This window comes from Kitasatospora sp. NPDC029367 (assembly GCF_055569135.1).
In genome coordinates this window covers 69,834-85,473 of record NZ_JBVHYH010000033.1, presented here as the reverse complement: position 1 = coordinate 85,473, position 15,640 = coordinate 69,834, and the positions used below count along the sequence as shown (strand labels likewise).

General features: G+C 73.4%; 16 protein-coding genes. 7 read left to right on the top strand and 9 right to left on the bottom strand.

From position 1 onward, the window contains the following. Positions 1–170: 170 nt before the first annotated feature. Together ACZ4W5_RS19660 and ACZ4W5_RS19655 are read right to left on the bottom strand one after the other, a co-directional pair. The gene (locus tag ACZ4W5_RS19660) at positions 171–881 is read right to left on the bottom strand and encodes an alpha/beta hydrolase (RefSeq protein WP_465655791.1); all 711 of its coding nucleotides are present in this window, start codon (positions 879–881) and stop codon (positions 171–173) included. A 226-nt stretch (positions 882–1,107) separates the two neighbouring features. Beyond that, positions 1,108–1,944 carry an IclR family transcriptional regulator gene (locus tag ACZ4W5_RS19655; protein WP_465655789.1) on the bottom strand — a complete coding sequence of 279 codons (837 nt, stop codon included), beginning with the start codon at positions 1,942–1,944 and terminating at the stop codon, positions 1,108–1,110. A gap of 330 nt (positions 1,945–2,274) precedes the next feature. Between ACZ4W5_RS19655 and ACZ4W5_RS19650 the strand changes: the two genes are divergently transcribed. From ACZ4W5_RS19650 to ACZ4W5_RS19640, 3 genes are read left to right on the top strand one after another with little or no spacing between them, the layout of a single operon-like run. Further along, the gene (locus ACZ4W5_RS19650) at positions 2,275–3,585 is read left to right on the top strand and encodes an extracellular solute-binding protein (protein WP_465655788.1); all 1,311 of its coding nucleotides are present in this window, start codon (positions 2,275–2,277) and stop codon (positions 3,583–3,585) included. A 27-nt stretch (positions 3,586–3,612) separates the two neighbouring features. Beyond that, entirely contained in the window at positions 3,613–4,593 is a 981-nt protein-coding gene (locus ACZ4W5_RS19645) for a carbohydrate ABC transporter permease (RefSeq protein ID WP_465655786.1), read from the top strand. Positions 4,594–4,598: 5 nt separating this feature from the next. Further along, positions 4,599–5,450 carry a carbohydrate ABC transporter permease gene (locus ACZ4W5_RS19640; protein WP_465655803.1) on the top strand — a complete coding sequence of 284 codons (852 nt, stop codon included), beginning with the start codon at positions 4,599–4,601 and terminating at the stop codon, positions 5,448–5,450. Between the two features lie 18 nt (positions 5,451–5,468). Here the strand turns inward: ACZ4W5_RS19640 and ACZ4W5_RS19635 are convergent, their stop codons facing one another. Then, positions 5,469–6,104, bottom strand: coding sequence for an alpha-ketoglutarate-dependent dioxygenase AlkB (locus ACZ4W5_RS19635; RefSeq protein ID WP_465655784.1), 636 nt, complete (start codon positions 6,102–6,104; stop codon positions 5,469–5,471). A gap of 114 nt (positions 6,105–6,218) precedes the next feature. On the opposite strand from ACZ4W5_RS19635, the gene ACZ4W5_RS19630 reads away from it, so the two are divergent. The 4 genes from ACZ4W5_RS19630 (at position 6,219) to ACZ4W5_RS19615 (ending at position 9,007) form a co-directional block, all read left to right on the top strand. Continuing rightward, positions 6,219–6,638, top strand: a complete 420-nt coding sequence (locus tag ACZ4W5_RS19630) for an ester cyclase (protein ID WP_465655782.1) — start codon at positions 6,219–6,221, stop codon at positions 6,636–6,638. Between the two features lie 36 nt (positions 6,639–6,674). Then, positions 6,675–7,745 carry a helix-turn-helix transcriptional regulator gene (locus ACZ4W5_RS19625; RefSeq protein ID WP_465655781.1) on the top strand — a complete coding sequence of 357 codons (1,071 nt, stop codon included), beginning with the start codon at positions 6,675–6,677 and terminating at the stop codon, positions 7,743–7,745. Positions 7,746–7,803: 58 nt separating this feature from the next. After that, positions 7,804–8,400: a hypothetical protein gene (locus tag ACZ4W5_RS19620; protein ID WP_465655779.1), complete on the top strand. Its 597-nt coding sequence runs from the start codon at positions 7,804–7,806 to the stop codon at positions 8,398–8,400. Between the two features lie 85 nt (positions 8,401–8,485). Beyond that, the gene (locus ACZ4W5_RS19615; protein WP_360237175.1) at positions 8,486–9,007 is read left to right on the top strand and encodes a universal stress protein; all 522 of its coding nucleotides are present in this window, start codon (positions 8,486–8,488) and stop codon (positions 9,005–9,007) included. A 32-nt stretch (positions 9,008–9,039) separates the two neighbouring features. Here the strand turns inward: ACZ4W5_RS19615 and ACZ4W5_RS19610 are convergent, their stop codons facing one another. The 6 genes from ACZ4W5_RS19610 to ACZ4W5_RS19585 all read right to left on the bottom strand — a co-directional run bounded on the left by ACZ4W5_RS19610 (position 9,040) and on the right by ACZ4W5_RS19585 (position 15,631). Continuing rightward, complete coding sequence (locus tag ACZ4W5_RS19610; RefSeq protein ID WP_465655777.1) at positions 9,040–10,671, bottom strand: amidohydrolase; 1,632 nt, start codon at positions 10,669–10,671, stop codon at positions 9,040–9,042. Then, positions 10,668–11,510 (bottom strand): PaaX family transcriptional regulator, encoded by an 843-nt coding sequence (locus tag ACZ4W5_RS19605; protein ID WP_360237171.1) that lies wholly within the window; start codon positions 11,508–11,510, stop codon positions 10,668–10,670. The genes ACZ4W5_RS19610 and ACZ4W5_RS19605 overlap by 4 nt, the downstream gene beginning before the upstream one ends. 317 nt (positions 11,511–11,827) lie before the next feature. Next, positions 11,828–12,580 (bottom strand): maleate cis-trans isomerase family protein, encoded by a 753-nt coding sequence (locus ACZ4W5_RS19600; RefSeq protein WP_465655776.1) that lies wholly within the window; start codon positions 12,578–12,580, stop codon positions 11,828–11,830. Positions 12,581–12,596: 16 nt separating this feature from the next. Beyond that, complete coding sequence (locus ACZ4W5_RS19595; RefSeq protein ID WP_465655774.1) at positions 12,597–13,490, bottom strand: fumarylacetoacetate hydrolase family protein; 894 nt, start codon at positions 13,488–13,490, stop codon at positions 12,597–12,599. 16 nt (positions 13,491–13,506) lie between these two features. Further along, positions 13,507–14,649, bottom strand: a complete 1,143-nt coding sequence (locus tag ACZ4W5_RS19590; protein WP_465655772.1) for a cupin domain-containing protein — start codon at positions 14,647–14,649, stop codon at positions 13,507–13,509. Positions 14,650–14,662: 13 nt separating this feature from the next. Then, entirely contained in the window at positions 14,663–15,631 is a 969-nt protein-coding gene (locus tag ACZ4W5_RS19585; protein WP_360237163.1) for a carbon-nitrogen hydrolase family protein, read from the bottom strand. Between the last annotated feature and the right edge of the window lie 9 nt (positions 15,632–15,640).

Sequence of the window (15,640 nt, the reverse complement as noted above, 5' to 3'; positions counted from 1 at the left end):
GGTGCCCCCACCGCATGGACTCCCTCCTCCGCCTTGCGATGCACGCACCCTGACGCCGCGGTCTGGTCCGACCTGATCCACAAGACACGCCCTAGCGGGCGGGCTAAGGCCGTTGCGCGCGGATGGGGGCACTATGACAGTCACCCTCCTGGACCCGCCCGCCGGAGCGTCTAACCGAGCCCGGCCGCCCGGGCGAGGAGTGCGGCGGTCCGCCGGCCGGCCGCCAGGGTGGCCGGGTCGGTGGCGGGCAGGCAGCGGTTGGCCCCGGGGTCGTAGGCGGTCATCACCACCCCGGCGTGGTCGGTGGGGAGTTCGAGCAGTTCGGCGCCCGGCACCACCGCGTGCAGCTGACGGGTCAGCTCGGCGGGTACCACCTCGTCCGCGGTGCCCAGCACCAGCAGGACCGGCACCGGGGACGGGTCCACCGCCAGGTGGTCGAGCGGGACGTCCCCGGTGGTGACCGCCGGGCGGCCGTACGCGGAGGCTATGCCGACGGCGGCGGTGGGACGCAGCTCGGCCGGGGTGTTCGGGTGGGTGGCCACGGCCACGGCCTCCCGGCCGCCGAGCGACCAGCCGGCCAGTACGAAGCGGTCCGGATCCCCGCCGTACGCCGCCGCGTTGCGCCGGGCGAAGGCCAGCGAGGCGAGCAGGTCGGCGCGGCCGCCGTCCGCCCGGTCGGGGCGCCAGTCCGGGACGAGGACCAGTAGACCGAGCCCGGCGGCCTCCTGGGCGAGGGTGTGCAGCACGTCGCGCTCGTCGGGGCCCGAGCCGTGCCAGAGCAGCACGACGGGGGCGGGCCCGGAGCCGGTGGCGGTGGGGCGGTGGACGTCCAACAGCCGTCCGTCCGCGTACGGAACGGCCTCCGGTCGCGCGGTCGTCATGCCGGGTTCGCCTCCGATTCGGTGGGTGGTCACGGGGCTGCTACTGTACTTCCTGTCGCGAGGGAGATGATCTCTCGTCAGGCGTCAGCGGTGCTACCAGAGCACGTCCTACTTTCAGTAGGAAGAGTCCGTGCGATCCGGGCCTGGCGCTCCACGGTCGGACGGGGTCCGGCACCTTCACGGGTGCCGGGCCCCGTTCGCGTTTTCGCTTGCGGGGAGCGGGAGTTCAGGACGGCTGGCGGTCGGAGCCCAGTTCGCGGGAGATCCGCAGGCCGACCTGGGCGACGACCGGGCCGAGGGCGCGGACCCGGGCGGCCGTCATCCGGGAGGTGAGGCCGGAGACGGACAGGGCCGCCGTGACCTCGCCGGTGTGGTCGAAGATCGGCGCGGCCACGCAGCGCACCTCGGGTTCGTTCTCCCGGTCGTCGATCGAGTAGCCGCGGGCGCGGATCCGGGCGAGGTCGGCGCGCAGCCGCGGCTCGTCCGCGATGGTCCAGGTGGTGACCGGGCGCAGGCCGGCCGCGACGACCTCGGTGACCGCCTCCTCGGGCAGCCAGGCGAGGATCGCCTTCCCCGTGGCGGTGCAGTAGGCGGGCGCCCGGCTGCCGACCCGGGAGGCCATCCGGACGTTGGTCTCGTCCTCGACCTTGTCCAGGTAGACGATCCCGGGTGCCTGCCAGACGGTCAGGTGGACGGTCTCGCCGGCCTCGCGCTGGAGCCGGCGCAGGTGTTCGGCGGCGACGCTGCGCAGGTCGAGGGTGGTCAGGTAGGCCTGGCCGAGCCGGAGCGAGCCGTGGCCGAGGCGGAACCAGCCGGTCTCGCGGTCCCGTTCGAGCAGGTGCTCGTCGAGCAGGGGGCCGGCCAGCCGGAGCACGGTGCTCTTGTTGAGGCCCAGGGCGTCGGCGAGTTGGGCGAGCGGCACGCCGCGCCCGTCGCCGTGGTCCCGGACGTGGCCGAGGACGGCGAGTGCGCGGCGCAGCGAGGACGACTGGTTGCGCTCGGTCGTGGGCTTCGACGCGGGCGCGGCCGCCGTCGTGGGCTGCTGGGGCGACGTCTCCGTCATGGGTGCGTTTCCCTGGTCCGGGTTCTGCTGGCGTGGCCCCGCACGCCGGCGGGGGTGGTCAGAACGTACCCCTTCGGGCCCGGATCACCGCATCCTCGATACAACGTTGTGCAGTGCAAAACTTCGTGAACCGCCTCTTGTTGGGCCCGATCGCCCGCGCCTAACGTCCCTGCCATCGAGCAGGCGGCGTCGCCCACCCGAGGCGCTGCGCCCTGCCGTCACCCCCACCACTTCACCCACCACCGGCCCCGGTCAGGGCCTGCTTCGACGCGCCCGTCCCCCGGCGGAGCGTGTCCTTGCGGCAGCTGTCGGGAGGGGAGGTCTCCACCCATGCGACTCACCAGTCGGGCCGCCGCGGCCGTCGTGCTCGCCGCCGGCTGCCTCGCCGCCACCGCCTGTGCCCCGGGCACCGCGGCGCCGGCCGGCGGCAGGGCCGCCGACGACCGCACCGGCACCCTCCAGGTGTGGCTGTACAACGAGGCGGGCAACGCGACCAAGGAGGCCGTGGTGGCCAAGGCCGTCAACGAGTTCCAGGCCTCCCACCAGGGCGTCACCGTGAAGGTTAGCTACATCGACACCGACGCCTCGGCCCGCGCCGCCAAGATGAAGGGCGCCTTCAACGACCCCAACAGCGCCCCCGACCTGGTGGAGTTCGGCAACACCGACCTGCCCGGCTACGTCGCCGCCGGCGGACTGGCCGAGATCGGCGCCGAGTTGGACCGGTGGCAGGCCAAGGGCGACCTCGACCCGGCGATCGCCGGGACCGCGGTGGTCGACGGCAGGACCTACGGCCTGCCGTGGTGGGTCGGCGTGCGCGCCCTGTACTACCGCACCGACCTGTTCACCGAGGCCGGGCTCAACCCGCCCGCCTCGTACGCCGAACTGGTCGCGGCCGGGCAGCGGATCCACGCCGCGCACCCGGACACCTTCGGCATCGCGGTCGGCGGCAAGTACACCTACGGCGCGCTGCCCTTCGTCTGGGACGCGGGCGGCGACATCGCCGCGAAGAACGGCACGGCCTTCAAGGCCGCCATCGACTCGCCCGCCGCGCAGGCCGGGATCAAGCGCTACACCGACCTGTTCGGGCCGGACGGCTGCCCCGCCCAGCAGTGCGCGGACCTGACCGGCGGCAAGACCGTCGACCTGTTCGCGGCCGGGAAGTCGGCGATGGCGATCCTGGTCAACTCCAACCGCAGCAAGGTGGACGCGGGCGCGGTCAAGGGCAGGTACGGCGTGGTGCCGCTGCCCGGGGAGAAGGCCGGCTCGATCGCCCCCGCCTTCGCCGGCGGCAACCACCTCGGGGTGATGAAGGCGGCCAGGCACCGCACGCTGGCAGTGGAGTTCGCCGAGCTGCTGGCCAGCCCGGCGTACCAGGAGCAGATGTACGACGCGATGGGCAACCTGCCGACGCTCAGGTCGGTCAGCGCCGAGGTCGGGGCGAAGGACGCCTTCCTCAAGCCGTTCACCGACACCATCGCGGCCGGCACCCGCTTCGTGCCGCTGGACCAGGCGTGGGCGCAGATCGACGCCCAGGCGGTGATCCCGACCATGCTGCAGCAGGTGGTCACGGGCAAGGCGGACGTGGCCAAGGCCTCCGCCGACGCCGCGGCGCAGATCAACTCGGCCTTCGCCGCGCACTGACCCGCCGACAGAGAGCAGGTCCCGCACGTGTCCCCATCCACCACGACCGCCCCGTCGGCGCCGGCCTCCCCGCAGCGGCGCCGTGGGGGCAGGGCGCCGGCCGCACCCCCGGGCGGCCGGCGCCGACGGCCCCCGCTGCTGCTGCTCCTGCCGGCCGCGGTCATCCTGGTCCCGCTGGTGGCCTACCCGATCTACCAGCTCGGGCTGTTGTCCGTGCTGGACTTCGGGCAGGCCCAGGCCTCCGGCGGCGTCCCGACCTCCTTCGTCGGCCTCGGCAACTACGCGAAAATCCTGGCGGACGGCCAGTTCTGGACGGTGCTGGCGCAGACCGTCGGCTTCGCCGCCTTCTGCGTGGTCGCCACCCTGGCCGTCGGCGCGACCCTCGCGGTGCTGCTGACCAGGGTCGGCCGCTGGCCGCGGCTGGTGCTGACCACGGCGGCGACGGCCGCCTGGGCGGCGCCCGCGATGACCGGTTCGACGGTGTGGAGCTTCCTGTTCGACACCAACCTGGGGCTGGTCAACCACACCCTGGTGAGGCTCGGGCTGAGCGGCTTCCACGAGTTCAACTGGTTCTACGACAGGTGGACGGCGTTCCTGATCGTCGGCGCCGTGGTGGTGTGGCACTCCTACCCGTTCGTGATGGTCACCCTCTACGCGGGCATCCGGGCCATTCCGGAGGAGGTGATGGAGGCCGCCGCGCTGGACGGCGCCGGCACCTGGACCACCTTCCGCCGGATCACCGCGCCGATGCTGCGGCCGATCCTGACCATCGTGGTGATCCAGTCGGTGATCTGGGACTTCAAGGTCTTCACCCAGATCTACGTGATGACCGAGGGCGGCGGCATCGCCGGCCAGAACCTGGTGCTCAACGTGTACGCGTACCAGAAGGCCTTCGCCTCCTCGCAGTACGGGCTGGGCGCGGCGATCGGCGTGATCATGCTGCTGATCCTGGTGGTTCCGACGGTCCTGTACATCCGCAGCCTGCGACGGACGGGGAACGAGCTGTGAACGCCCTGCGCAACCCCCGCGGCCGGTGGCGGCTCGCGGCGAACAGCGGTGCCGTGCTGCTGGGCGTGGTCACCGCCTTCCCGATCTTCTGGATGGTGCTCTCGGCCTTCAAGCCCAAGGGCGAGGTGCAGTCGCTGGACCCGCGGCCGTGGACCGCCCACCCGACGCTGGACAGCTTCCGGCAGGTGCTCAGCGTGGACGGCTTCGGCCGGTACTTCGTGAACAGCCTGGTGGTCGCGCTGTCGGTGGTGGTGCTGTCGGCGGTGGTGGTCTTCCTGGCCGCCGTGGCGGTGACCCGGTTCAGGTTCCGGTTCCGCACCACGATCATGGTGATGTTCCTGATCGCCCAGATGATCCCGGTCGAGGCGCTGACCATCCCGCTGTTCTTCATGTTCCGCGACGCCGGCCGGTTCGCGCCGGGCATCGGGCTGAACACCCTGGCCTCGCTGGTGCTGGTGCAGTTGGCGTTCTCGCTGCCGTTCGGGATCTGGATGATGCGCGGCTTCGTCGCGGCCGTGCCGGTCTCGATCGAGGAGGCCGCGCAGCTCGACGGGGCGAGCCGGACCCGCATCCTGTGGCGGATCCTGCTGCCGCTGGTGGCCCCGGGGCTCGCCGCGACCAGCGTGTTCTCCTTCATCGCGGCGTGGAACGACTTCGTCTTCGCGAAGACCTTCATCATCAGCGCCACCCAGAACCAGACGCTGCCCTCCGCGCTGCTGGTGTTCCTCAAGCCGGACGAGAACGACTGGGGCGGGATCATGGCGGCGTCCACGCTGATGACGGTGCCGGTGCTGGTGTTCTTCGTCGCGGTGCAGCGCAGGCTGGTGTCCGGGCTGGCGGGCGCGGTCAAGGACTGATCAGCGAGGGATCAGCGCTCAGGCGACCCCGTACGGGCGGAACTGGATACTGATCCGCGGGCCGACCGGGCGGGCGGTCTTCGGGATCGCGTGCTCCCAGGTGCGCTGGCAGGAGCCGCCCATCACCACCAGGTCCCCGTGGCCGAGCGGCCGGCGGACGACGGCGCCGCCGCCGTTGCGCGGCCGCAGCGCGAGGACGCGCGGCTCGCCCACGGAGAGGATCGCGACCATGGTGCCCTCCCGGGCGCCGCGCCCGATCCGGTCGCCGTGCCAGGCCACGCTGTCCCGGCCGTCCCGGTAGTAGCAGAGCCCGAGGGTGCGGAAGGGCTCGCCCAGCTCCGCCGCGTAGTGCCGGCTCAGCTCCGCCCGGGCCTGGCCGAGGACGGGGTGCGGCGGTTCGGCGTCGGCGCCGTAGGAGGCGAGCAGCCGGGGGACGTCGACGGTGCGCTCGTACATCTCGCGCCGCTCGGCCCGCCAGGGGACGTCCGCGGCCAGCTGTTCGAACAGCCGGTCGGCGCCGTGCAGCCAGCCGGGCAGCACGTCCAGCCAGGCGCCGTCGCCGAGGAGCAGGCGCTGGACGCCGTCGAGCGGGCCGAGCCGGGGGCCGGCGGCTTCTTCGAACAGCGAGGGTTGGAGGTGGACGGTGCCGTGCATGGGGCCAGCGTACGCCGTGAATCGAACAGGTGCGCGAATATGTCGGGCGTGGTCTTCGGAGAACCCCAGGGTTCTGGGGTACCGGACGGCCCCGGCCGGTCGAAGACTGCCGGTATGGACACCATCGAACAGAACAAGAGCACGGTCACCGCGTTCATCGACGCGCTCTTCACCAAGGGTGACCTGGGGGCTGTCGACGAGTACCTCGCCGAGGACTTCGTCAACCACGACCCGCCGTTCGGCGGCGACGCCGGCCGGGAGGGGATGCGGAGGGCCGGAGCGCTGTTCCGGGCCGCCTGCCCCGACTGGCACAGCGATCAGGACCTGGTGCTCGGGGAGGGCGACCTCGTGGTCGAGCACTTCACCGCGACCGGCACCCACCGGGGCGAGCTGCTGGGGGTGGCGCCCACCGGTCGGCCGCTCACGCTGCCCGGGATCAACATCTTCCGGCTCCGCGGCGGTCGGATCGTCGAGCGGTGGGGCCGCCTGGACGAGCTCGGGCTGCTCCGGCAGCTCGGGCTGGCACCGGTCTGACGGCAGGTTCACCGCCCGGGGAGTAGCGTCGGTCCCATGGCGGCATCGTTGGTGGAACGCCGGACGGCCGGACTCGTCGACCGCTGCTACGCCGGGTCCGACCCGGCCCGGCTGCGGGCGGACGTGGTCCCCCGGCTGCTGCGGCTGGTCCCCGCCGACGCGGTGTTCTTCGCCACCGCCGACCCCGCCTCCCTGCTGTTCACGTCGGCTGCGGCGGACGAACCGCTGGTCGGCCAGACCACCCGCTTCCTCGAGAACGAGTTCGGCCGGGCGGACGTCAACAAGTTCGCCGAGCTGGCGCGGTCCGCCGATCCGGTGGCCACCCTCGGCCGGGCGACCCGGGGCGACCTCGCGGCCAGCCCCCGCTACCGGGAGATCATGGCGCCACTCGGGCTCGGCGACGAGCTCCGGGTGGCGCTTCGGGTCGGCGGGAGCTGCTGGGGGTTCCTCTGCCTGCACCGGGAGCAGGCGGAAGCCGGCTTCGAGGAGGCGGATCTCGCGGTGCTGCGGGCCGTCGGTCCGCACCTGGCCGAGGGGCTCCGGCGCGCGGTCGCGCGCGGGCTGACCGGTGCCGCGTCCGGCCGGGTGGTGGCCCCCGGGGTACTGGTGCTCGACGCCGATTCCGTCCTGCTGTCCGCCAGCGAGGAGGCCCGTGACTGGCTCGCCCGGCTGGACCCGGCGGACTTCCCGGCCGGCTCCCGGCTCCCGGTCGCGGTCAGCGCGGTGGCCGCACGGCTGGGTCGGCTGGGCGGGCAGCCGGCCGACCGGGTGCCGCCGCCGACCGTGCGGGTGCGGGACCGGTTCGGCCAGTGGTGGAGCGTGCAGGCCACCCGGCTCACCGGGCCGCCCCGGCCGCAGACCGCGGTGATCATCGAGCCCGCGCCGCCACGGCAGCGGTCCTCGCTGCTGCTCAGCGCCTACGGCCTGAGCCCGGCACAGACCAGGGTCGCCACCCTCGTGCTGCGCGGCCGCTCCACCCGCGAGATCTCGGCCGAGCTGTGCATCTCGGCCAATACCGTGCAGGAGCACCTCACCGCGGTCTTCGACCGGCTGGGCGTCCGCAGCCGCCGGGAGCTGGTCGCGCTGGCGCTGGCGGGGAACGGCTGAGCAACGCCCCCGGGGTCTGTCCCGTGTCGCGCGCGGCGGCGGGATCTAGCCTGTCGTCATGGCGATCAACGGGTTCGGGGTCACCGAGTTCCAGCTCTTCCTGCTGCGACGGATGGCCGACTACCACCCCGAGTTGGTCGAGGATGCGGTGCGGCGGCTCGGCGCCACCCGGGCCTCGATGCGGGAGGCGAACAAGCGCTGGCAGGCGATGGTCCGGGCGCCCCGGTTCCCGCGCGGCGGCGCCCGGTACGCCGCCGTGCTGGGGCCGGCGGAGGCGAGCCTGCCCCGGCGGATCGGCGACCTCGCCTGCACGGCCCGGCAGTGGGTGCTGCCGCTCTGGCCGGAGCTGCGCTTCGAGGTGCTGCTGGGACCGGCGGAGATCGGTGCGCCGGTGCTGAACGAGTGGCTGGTCCGCGCGCCGGGCGCTCCCGGGCCCGTGCTGCGTACGGCGGCCGACCTGGCTCCCTGGGGCTGCGTGGTGGGCGACGTGGGGGAGGCGTTCCCGGGGGCCGTGCCGCGCGAGGGGAGTGCGCCGACCCGCTTCCAGCTGGACTTCCGGGCGCCGGGCGCGGACGGGCGGGCGGGCTCCTGGACGGCCGACTTCACCTGGGGGCTGCTCCAGGAAGTCCGAGCGATGCAAGGCGATATTCAGTGAATGCCTTCGATTTGTAGGTCTGCGCCGTAATGTGGCAGCATAATCGCAGACACTGGATAGGCTTCACATCGGAAAGCGAAGGATCATGTCGGACGGCGCCCGCGTCATCGTCGGAGTCAGTGGCTCCCTGCACAGCCTGACCGCCCTGCACCGGGCGGCGGAGGAGGCCCGGGCCCGACAGGCCGTCCTGGTCCCGGTGCTGGCCTGGACCCCGGTCGGCGGCGAGCGCAGCTACCGCGCCCGGCCCTGCCCGCCGCTGCTCCGCGCCTGGCAGGATGCCGCCGGGGCCCGGCTGGAGAGCGCGCTCGGCCAGGCCTTCGGCGGCCTGCCGATCGGCCTGCCGGTGCAGCCGCTGGTGATGCGCGGCGAGGCCGGCCCGGTGCTGACCGCGCTGGCCGACCGGCCCGGCGACCTGCTGGTGGTCAGCACCGGCCGGCACGGCTCACTGCGCGGCCGCCTGCGCCGACTGCTGCGCGGCTCGGTCGCCCGCTACTGCCTCGACCATGCGCGCGGCGGCGTGCTCGTCGTCCCGCCGTCCACCCTGCACGACGACCTGCGCGCCCTGCACCGCGGCGACATCGACCTGCGGGAGCTCATCGCGGCCTGACGGTCCATCAACTACCGTGCACGGTCGGGCCGTCATCCCCCGTGCACGGTACAGCCGCCGACCACCGTACGCAGCGGCAGCAGCCCGCGCAGTTCCGCCGTCGGGCAGTGCAGCGGATCGACCGGCCACAGCGTCAGGTCAGCGAACGCCCCCGGCCGCAGGCTGCCGCGCTCGGCCTCCTCGCCGGTCAGCCGGGCGGCGTTCACGGTGTGCAGCGCGATCGCCTCGGCCCGTCCGATCGCGTGCTCGGGGCCGACCACCCCGGCCGTGGTGCTCCGGGTCGTCATGCCCCACACCGACAGCATCGCGCCGTACGGGCCGACCGGGAAGTCCGAGCCGGCCGAGAGCTGCGCTCCCTCGTCCAGCCACTCGCGCAGCGGGAACAGCGCGGCGGTGCGCTCCTCGCCCCAGGCCCGCTGCTGGGTGAGCGCGCCGTCGTGCAGCAGCGGGTGCTGCACCGTCACCGGGATCCCCAGCGCGACCGCCCGGGCCCGCTGGTCGGCCCGGGCCAGCCCGCCGTGCTCGACCACGAGCGTTCCCGGCGGCAGCCCCGGGTGGCGCTTCACCACCTGCTCGAAGACGTCCAGCAGCACCCGCAGCCCGCGGTCGCCCCAGGCGTGCACGCCCACCCGCCAGCCGCGCCCGACCACCCGCTCCACCGCGGCCAGCAGCTCGGCCGGCTCCCAGAGCAGCCGCCCGTGGTAGCAGGGCTGTCCCTGGTACGGCTGCTCCAGGGCGCCCGCCTCGAAGCCGCCGTCGATGCCGAACTTGACGCCCCACAGCCGCAGTCGGGCGTCGTCCCGGCCGTCCGCGCGCCAGTCGTCCATCCGGTCCAGCAGGGCGTCCACCTGCTCGGGGGTGCGGGCCGCGAAGCCGGAGAGCAGGGCCCGGACCCGGACGGCGAGCGCCCCCGCGGCCCGGGCCGCGTCCAGTACGTCGAGGTCCTCGACCGGGACGAGGCAGTCGCGCACCGTCCCGATCCCGGTGGCCGCGTAGTCGGCGGCGGCCGCGCGCAGCCCCTCGATCCGCTCGGCGAGGGTCGGCCGCGGCAGTACCCGCTCGACCGCCTCGATCGCCCGGTTGATCAGCCGGCCGGTCAGCCGCCCCCGCTCGTCCCGCTCGATCACCCCGCCGTCCGGGGCCTCGGTGGACTCGTCGATCCCGGCCAGTCGCAGCGCGGCCGAGTTGAGCACCATGTTGTACGCGCCGCGGCGCACCAGCACCGGGTGGTCGGCGGTGGCGGCGTCCAACTCCTCGGTGGTGGGCAGTCGTTGCTCGGTGAGCAGCACCTCCTGCCAGTTGACGGTGGTGACGATCCACTCCCCGGCGGGGGTGCGGGCGGCCCGCTCGCGGATCAGCGCCAGGAAGCCGTCGAGGTCCCGGGCCCGGTGCACCGGGACGCCGTGGACGCTGTGCCCGGCCAGGATCAGATGGGTGTGGGTGTCGTCGAAGGCGGGCAGCACCGTCGCGCCCGGGGCGTCCACCACCTCGGTGTCCGGCCCGACCAGGCTGTCCAGGCCGGTCGGCTCGGCGGCGAGGGCGGTGATCCGGCCGCCGGTGACGGCGATCGCCCGCTGCGGCGCCTCGCCCGGGACGAGGGTGTGCACGGCGGCGGCGCGGATCAGCAGATCGGCGGGGGCGGGGGTCCGCTCCGGGGTGGTCATGGCAGCTCCTGGGGGTGGGACAGTCCGGTGACCTTCTCGACGTAGCGCAGGCTCGGCTCGGCGAGCAGCCCGTGCACCTCGCTGAACACCGCGCGGGCCGGCACGGCGTTCCAGTGCTCGGGCAGCAGTGGCGCGGGCAGCCCGGGGTCGAGGTACGGCAGCCGGCGCCACTGGGTGAGCATCGGCACGTAGTCCCGGAAGGCCTCGACCGGGTCGATCCGCTCCCGCCCGCGCACCTGCTCGGCGACCGGGCGCCAGGCGTCCGTGAAGGCCGCGTACTGCGCCTCGATCGCCGGGAGGTCCCACCAAGTCGCCACCGCCGTACGGAGTTCGGCGAAGCCGGCGTACTCGGCGGAGAGGAAGAGGTGGACGTAGGCGCTCAGGCCGAGGCGTTCCAGCAGTCGGCGGGCGTCCGGCAGCAGCCGGGCGGGGGCCAGCCAGACGCCCGGGGCGGCGTTGCCGAAGCCGAGCCAGCTCAGCCGGGAGCGCAGCTGGTGGCGGTGGGCGCGTTCGGACTCCGGCACCGAGAAGACCGCCACCACCCAGCCGTCGGCGAGCTCGGCGGGCTCCAGGCTGTGGAAGATCCGGCGGTCGCCCTCGTCGAACACCGGGCCCATCGCGGGGGCCAGCCGGTAGCCGGTGCCCGAGCGGCGCTCCTGGAGCAGGGTGCCGGCCTTCTTCAAGCGGGAGATGGCCGAGCGGACGGCCGGGCCGTCGACGTCCAGCTCGGCCATCAGCGCGATCAGGTCGGCGATCGATATCCAGCCGCCGAGGCGGCGGACGAACTCGCCGTAGACGGTGTTGATCAGGGAGCTGGGCCGGGTCGTGCTCTCCGGCATCTGCGGGCCCTCCTCCCCGACGGCTGGTGGTGATCATAGCGACGCCACCGCGGGTCGGGTGGGCCGGTGGTGGGTCGGGCGTGGGGGTGGGGCGTGGGTGCGGGTGGGGCACGGGTGCGGTCGGGCTTAGGGCGTGTCTTGTGGATCAGGCCAGGCCCGCGACGCCAGGGCACGCACCTCGCCGCGTTGTCGTCGGTCGCCGATGGCCCCCAGCCTTCGGCCGGGAGGTGCCCCCACCGCATGGACTCCCTCCTCCGCCTTGCGATGCACGCACCCTGACGCCGCGGTCTGGTCCGACCTGATCCACAAGACGCGCCCTAGGCGTACGCGCCGGAGAGCAGGTGCCCGGCGCCGGGGGCGACGGCGGGCAGGCCGAGCGCCCGGAGCAACTGGTGGGTGGTGCAGATCGCCGCCGAGACCACCGGCTTGCCGAGCAGCTGCTCGGCCTCCTCGACGGCGGACAGCGAGGGCATCTGCACGCAGGCGGAGAGCACCACCGCGTCCGCCTCGCCGTGCGCCAGGCCCTTGGCGATCCCGGGCAGCCGGGCCGCGTCGTGGGCGGCCACGTCGAGGTTGTCGGCGATCTCCAGCGCGGCGTGGTCGAGCACCTCGATGCCCTCCCCGCCGAGGTAGTCGACCACCGTCGCGGCCAGCGGGCGCAGGTACGGGGTGACCATCGCGACCTTCCGCGCACCGAGCGCCCGCAGCCCGGCGACCAGGGCGCCGGCGCTGGTCACCACGGGCGCGGGCGCGCCGTTCTCGACGGTGCGGCGGTGCAGCCGCTGCTCGGCCTCGCGGTGGTAGCCGGGGCCGGTGGCCATCACCGCGACCAGGCAGGCGTAGCCGATCACGTCGACCCGGGCGTCCGAGAGCTCGGCGGCGCAGCGGTCGGACTCGCCGTCCATGGCGCGCAGTTGCTCGGGGGTGACCCTGGTCATCCGCATCCGGCTGGAGTGGAAGGTGAACCGTTCCGGGGCGACCGCCTCGCGGGCCCGCAGCAGGGCCGGGACTTCGGTCTCCATGGTGACGTTGGAGCTCGGGACGATCTGGCCGATCCGGTAGGTGGTCATCTGCGCCGGACTCCTCTCAGCGGGCGTCGATCACGGGGTTGGCGAGGGTGCCGATCCGCTCGATGGTGGCCTCGACCAGGTCGCCGGGCTGCAGGAACTGCGGCGGGACCATGCCGGCGCCGACCCCGGAGGGGGAGCCGGTGGCGATGACGTCGCCGGGTTCCAGGGTCATCCCGGCGGAGATGTCGGCGATCAGCCGGGCGATGCCGAACAGCATGTGGCGGGTGTTGGAGTCCTGCCGCAGTTCGCCGTTGACCCGCAGCGAGAGGTCGAGCTGCTGCGGGTCGGGGATCTCGTCGGCGGTGACCACGACCGGGCCGAACGGCGCGTAGCTGTCCTGGCCCTTGGAGAAGAACCACTGCCCGCTGCGGCGCTGGTCGCGGGCGCTGATGTCGTTGACGATGCTGTAGCCGAACACGTGCCGCCAGGCGTCCGCCTCGCTCACCCGGAACGCGGGCTCGCCGATCACCACGGCGAGTTCGCACTCCCAGTCGAGCTGCTTGGTGAGGTCGGCGTTGTGCAGGATGGGTTGGCCGGGGCCGGTGACGGCGGTGGCCGGCTTGCCGAACAGTACCGGGCGGTCCGGGAGTTCGCGCTCGGTGTCCAGGGTGCGGTGCGACTCGGCCACGTGCTCCACGTAGTTGAGGCCGACCCCGACGATCTTGCCGGGGCGCAGCGGGGCGCACAGCGTGACCTCGGCCAGCGGCCGGGTGGCCGGCGTCCCGGCGGTCAGGGCGCGGGCGGTGGCCAGGGCCGGTTCGCCCGCCCGGATCAACCCCAGGAGGTCGTCGGGGAGTTCGACGCCGGCGCCGGTGGCGAGGGCGGTCAGGTCGGCGACCCGGTCGCCGTCGGTGCGGGCGCCGAGCCGGGGGGTGGGGTCGCCGTCGGCGCGGTAGGTCAGCAGCTGCATCGGGTGGACTCTCCTGTTACGGGGTGGTGGGGTCGGTGGTGTCGATGGTGTCTTGGTGCCCGTCGTGGGCCGGGTGGGCCTCCTCGCGGTAGAGGCTGAGGGAGTGCATCACCGGGAAGTCGTTGAAGGAGAACAGGCAGGCGTCCTCGCCCTGGTCGAGGTTCTCGTGCTCGTGCCAGGCCCAGGATGGCACGACGAAGATGTCGCCCTGCTGCCACTCGAAGCGCTGCCCGGCGATCACCGAGACGCCCCGGCCCTTGGCGGCGGTGTAGACCACCGAGCCGGTGTGCCGGTGGGCGCGGGTGGCCTGGCCGGGGCGGAGCAGCTGGAGGTGGGCGGACATGGTGGGCATCACCGAGCCGCCGGTGACCGGGTTGGTGTACTCCATGATCACGCCGTCGTACGGGGATCCCTCGGTGGCGCGGGCCAGTTGACACAGGGCGTAGTAGCTGGGATCCCAGGGCCAGCCGAGCAGCGGCGAGTAAGGGCGGGTCCACTTCTCGACGCCGTACGGGAGCAGGTTGCCGCCGTAGCTGAGCAGCGAGGAGTTCGGGACCGGGCCGGGGCGCTGGTAGAGGTCCGGGTGGACTTCGTAGAAGTTGGCGTCGAGGGTGTTGACCAGCGGGATGTCCAGGCCGTCCTGCCAGATCACCGGGTTGTCCTCGGCCTCGTTGCCGTGCTCGTGCCAGGTGCCGTTGGGGGTGATCGCGAAGTCGCGCGGGCCGACCCGGAGCTTCTGGCCGTCGACGATCGTCCAGGCGCCGGTGCCCTCGTGGACGAAGCGCAGGGCGGAGGCCTGGTGGCGGTGCGCGGTCATCGCCTCGCCGGGGCCCATGATCTGCAGGCCGGTGTACAACAGGCCGACGGCGGCGCTGAGTTCGCGGCGTCCGGGGTTGACCAGCATCACCACCCGGCGGCCCGCGTCGTCGGCCTTCACCAGCGGGAGGGCCTTGCGGACCAGCGGGCGCAGGTCGGCGTAGCGCCAGAGCACCGGGACGGACTTCGGCTGCGGGTACCAGGGTTCGATCTCGTTCGCCACCGTCCACAGGGCGCCGGCCTCGTGCTTGGCCAACTCCTCGTAGTAGGCCAGGAGTTCTGGGCTGTCGTGGACGCGGGCCCGGCCGATCCGGCCGTCGTCGTAGCTGCCTTCGGCGCTCATGGCTCCTCCTCGGTCAGGTGTCGTCGCGGGGGTACGTCAGGGGCCGCAGCGGGCGGTCGTTCACGTGCAGTTGAAAGACGTCGAAGCGGTTGTAGTGGCCGACGATGTCGTGCATCTGCTTGGGCTGGATGCAGCGGCCGAGGTCGATCTCGGCGTAGACGATGCCCTCCTCGTCCACCAGCGGCTCGGTGACCGCCCGGCCGTCCGGTCCGAAGATCCCGGACAACGCGCTGTGCGGGCGGGTGAGTTGCCTGCGCAGCTGCGGGTCGTCGCCGGCGATCAGGTCGACCATCTCCGGTGAGACGGTGGAGCAGGAGACCACGGTGAACAGCTTGCCCTCGAAGCAGTGGGCGGCGGCGCGCAGCGCGATCGCCTCCGCCATGTCGTAGTCCTCGGGGCCCACCGGCAGGGCGATGTAGGCCGCGGCGTGGACGAGTTCGCCCTGCGCCAGCAGGGTGAAGCGGGCCAGGGTGTTGGTGTTCTCCCCGCAGGCCAGGGCGCCGAGCGGGCCGACGGCGGTGTGGTGCACCTTCAACGAGCTGCCGTCGCCCTGGGTCCAGGTCAGCTTCTCGGCCCAGGTGGGCACCAGTTTGCGGTGCACTCCGAGGAGTTCGCCGTCCGCGCCGATGATCAGCAGGGTGTTGTACAGCACCCCGAGGCTGTGCCGGCCGCGCTCGTTGACGCCGATCACCAGCACCACCCCGGCCTGCCGGGCGGCCGAGCACAGGGTTTCCACGTACGGCCCGGGGACGTCCACCGCGGCGCGGTACAGCCGTTCGTACCAGGGCGAGCCCTGCACCGGGGTCATCGTCCAGTTCCAGTACGGGTAGCCGGGTACGAAGACCTCGGGGAAGACCACGAGTTCCGCGCCGCGGCCGGCCGCCTCCCGGATCAGGGCGACGGCCTTGTCCACGGTGGCGGCCGGGTCCAGGTAGACCGGGGCGGCCTGGACGGCGGCGGCGGTGAAGCGCGGCAGGTCCATGGGTCTTCC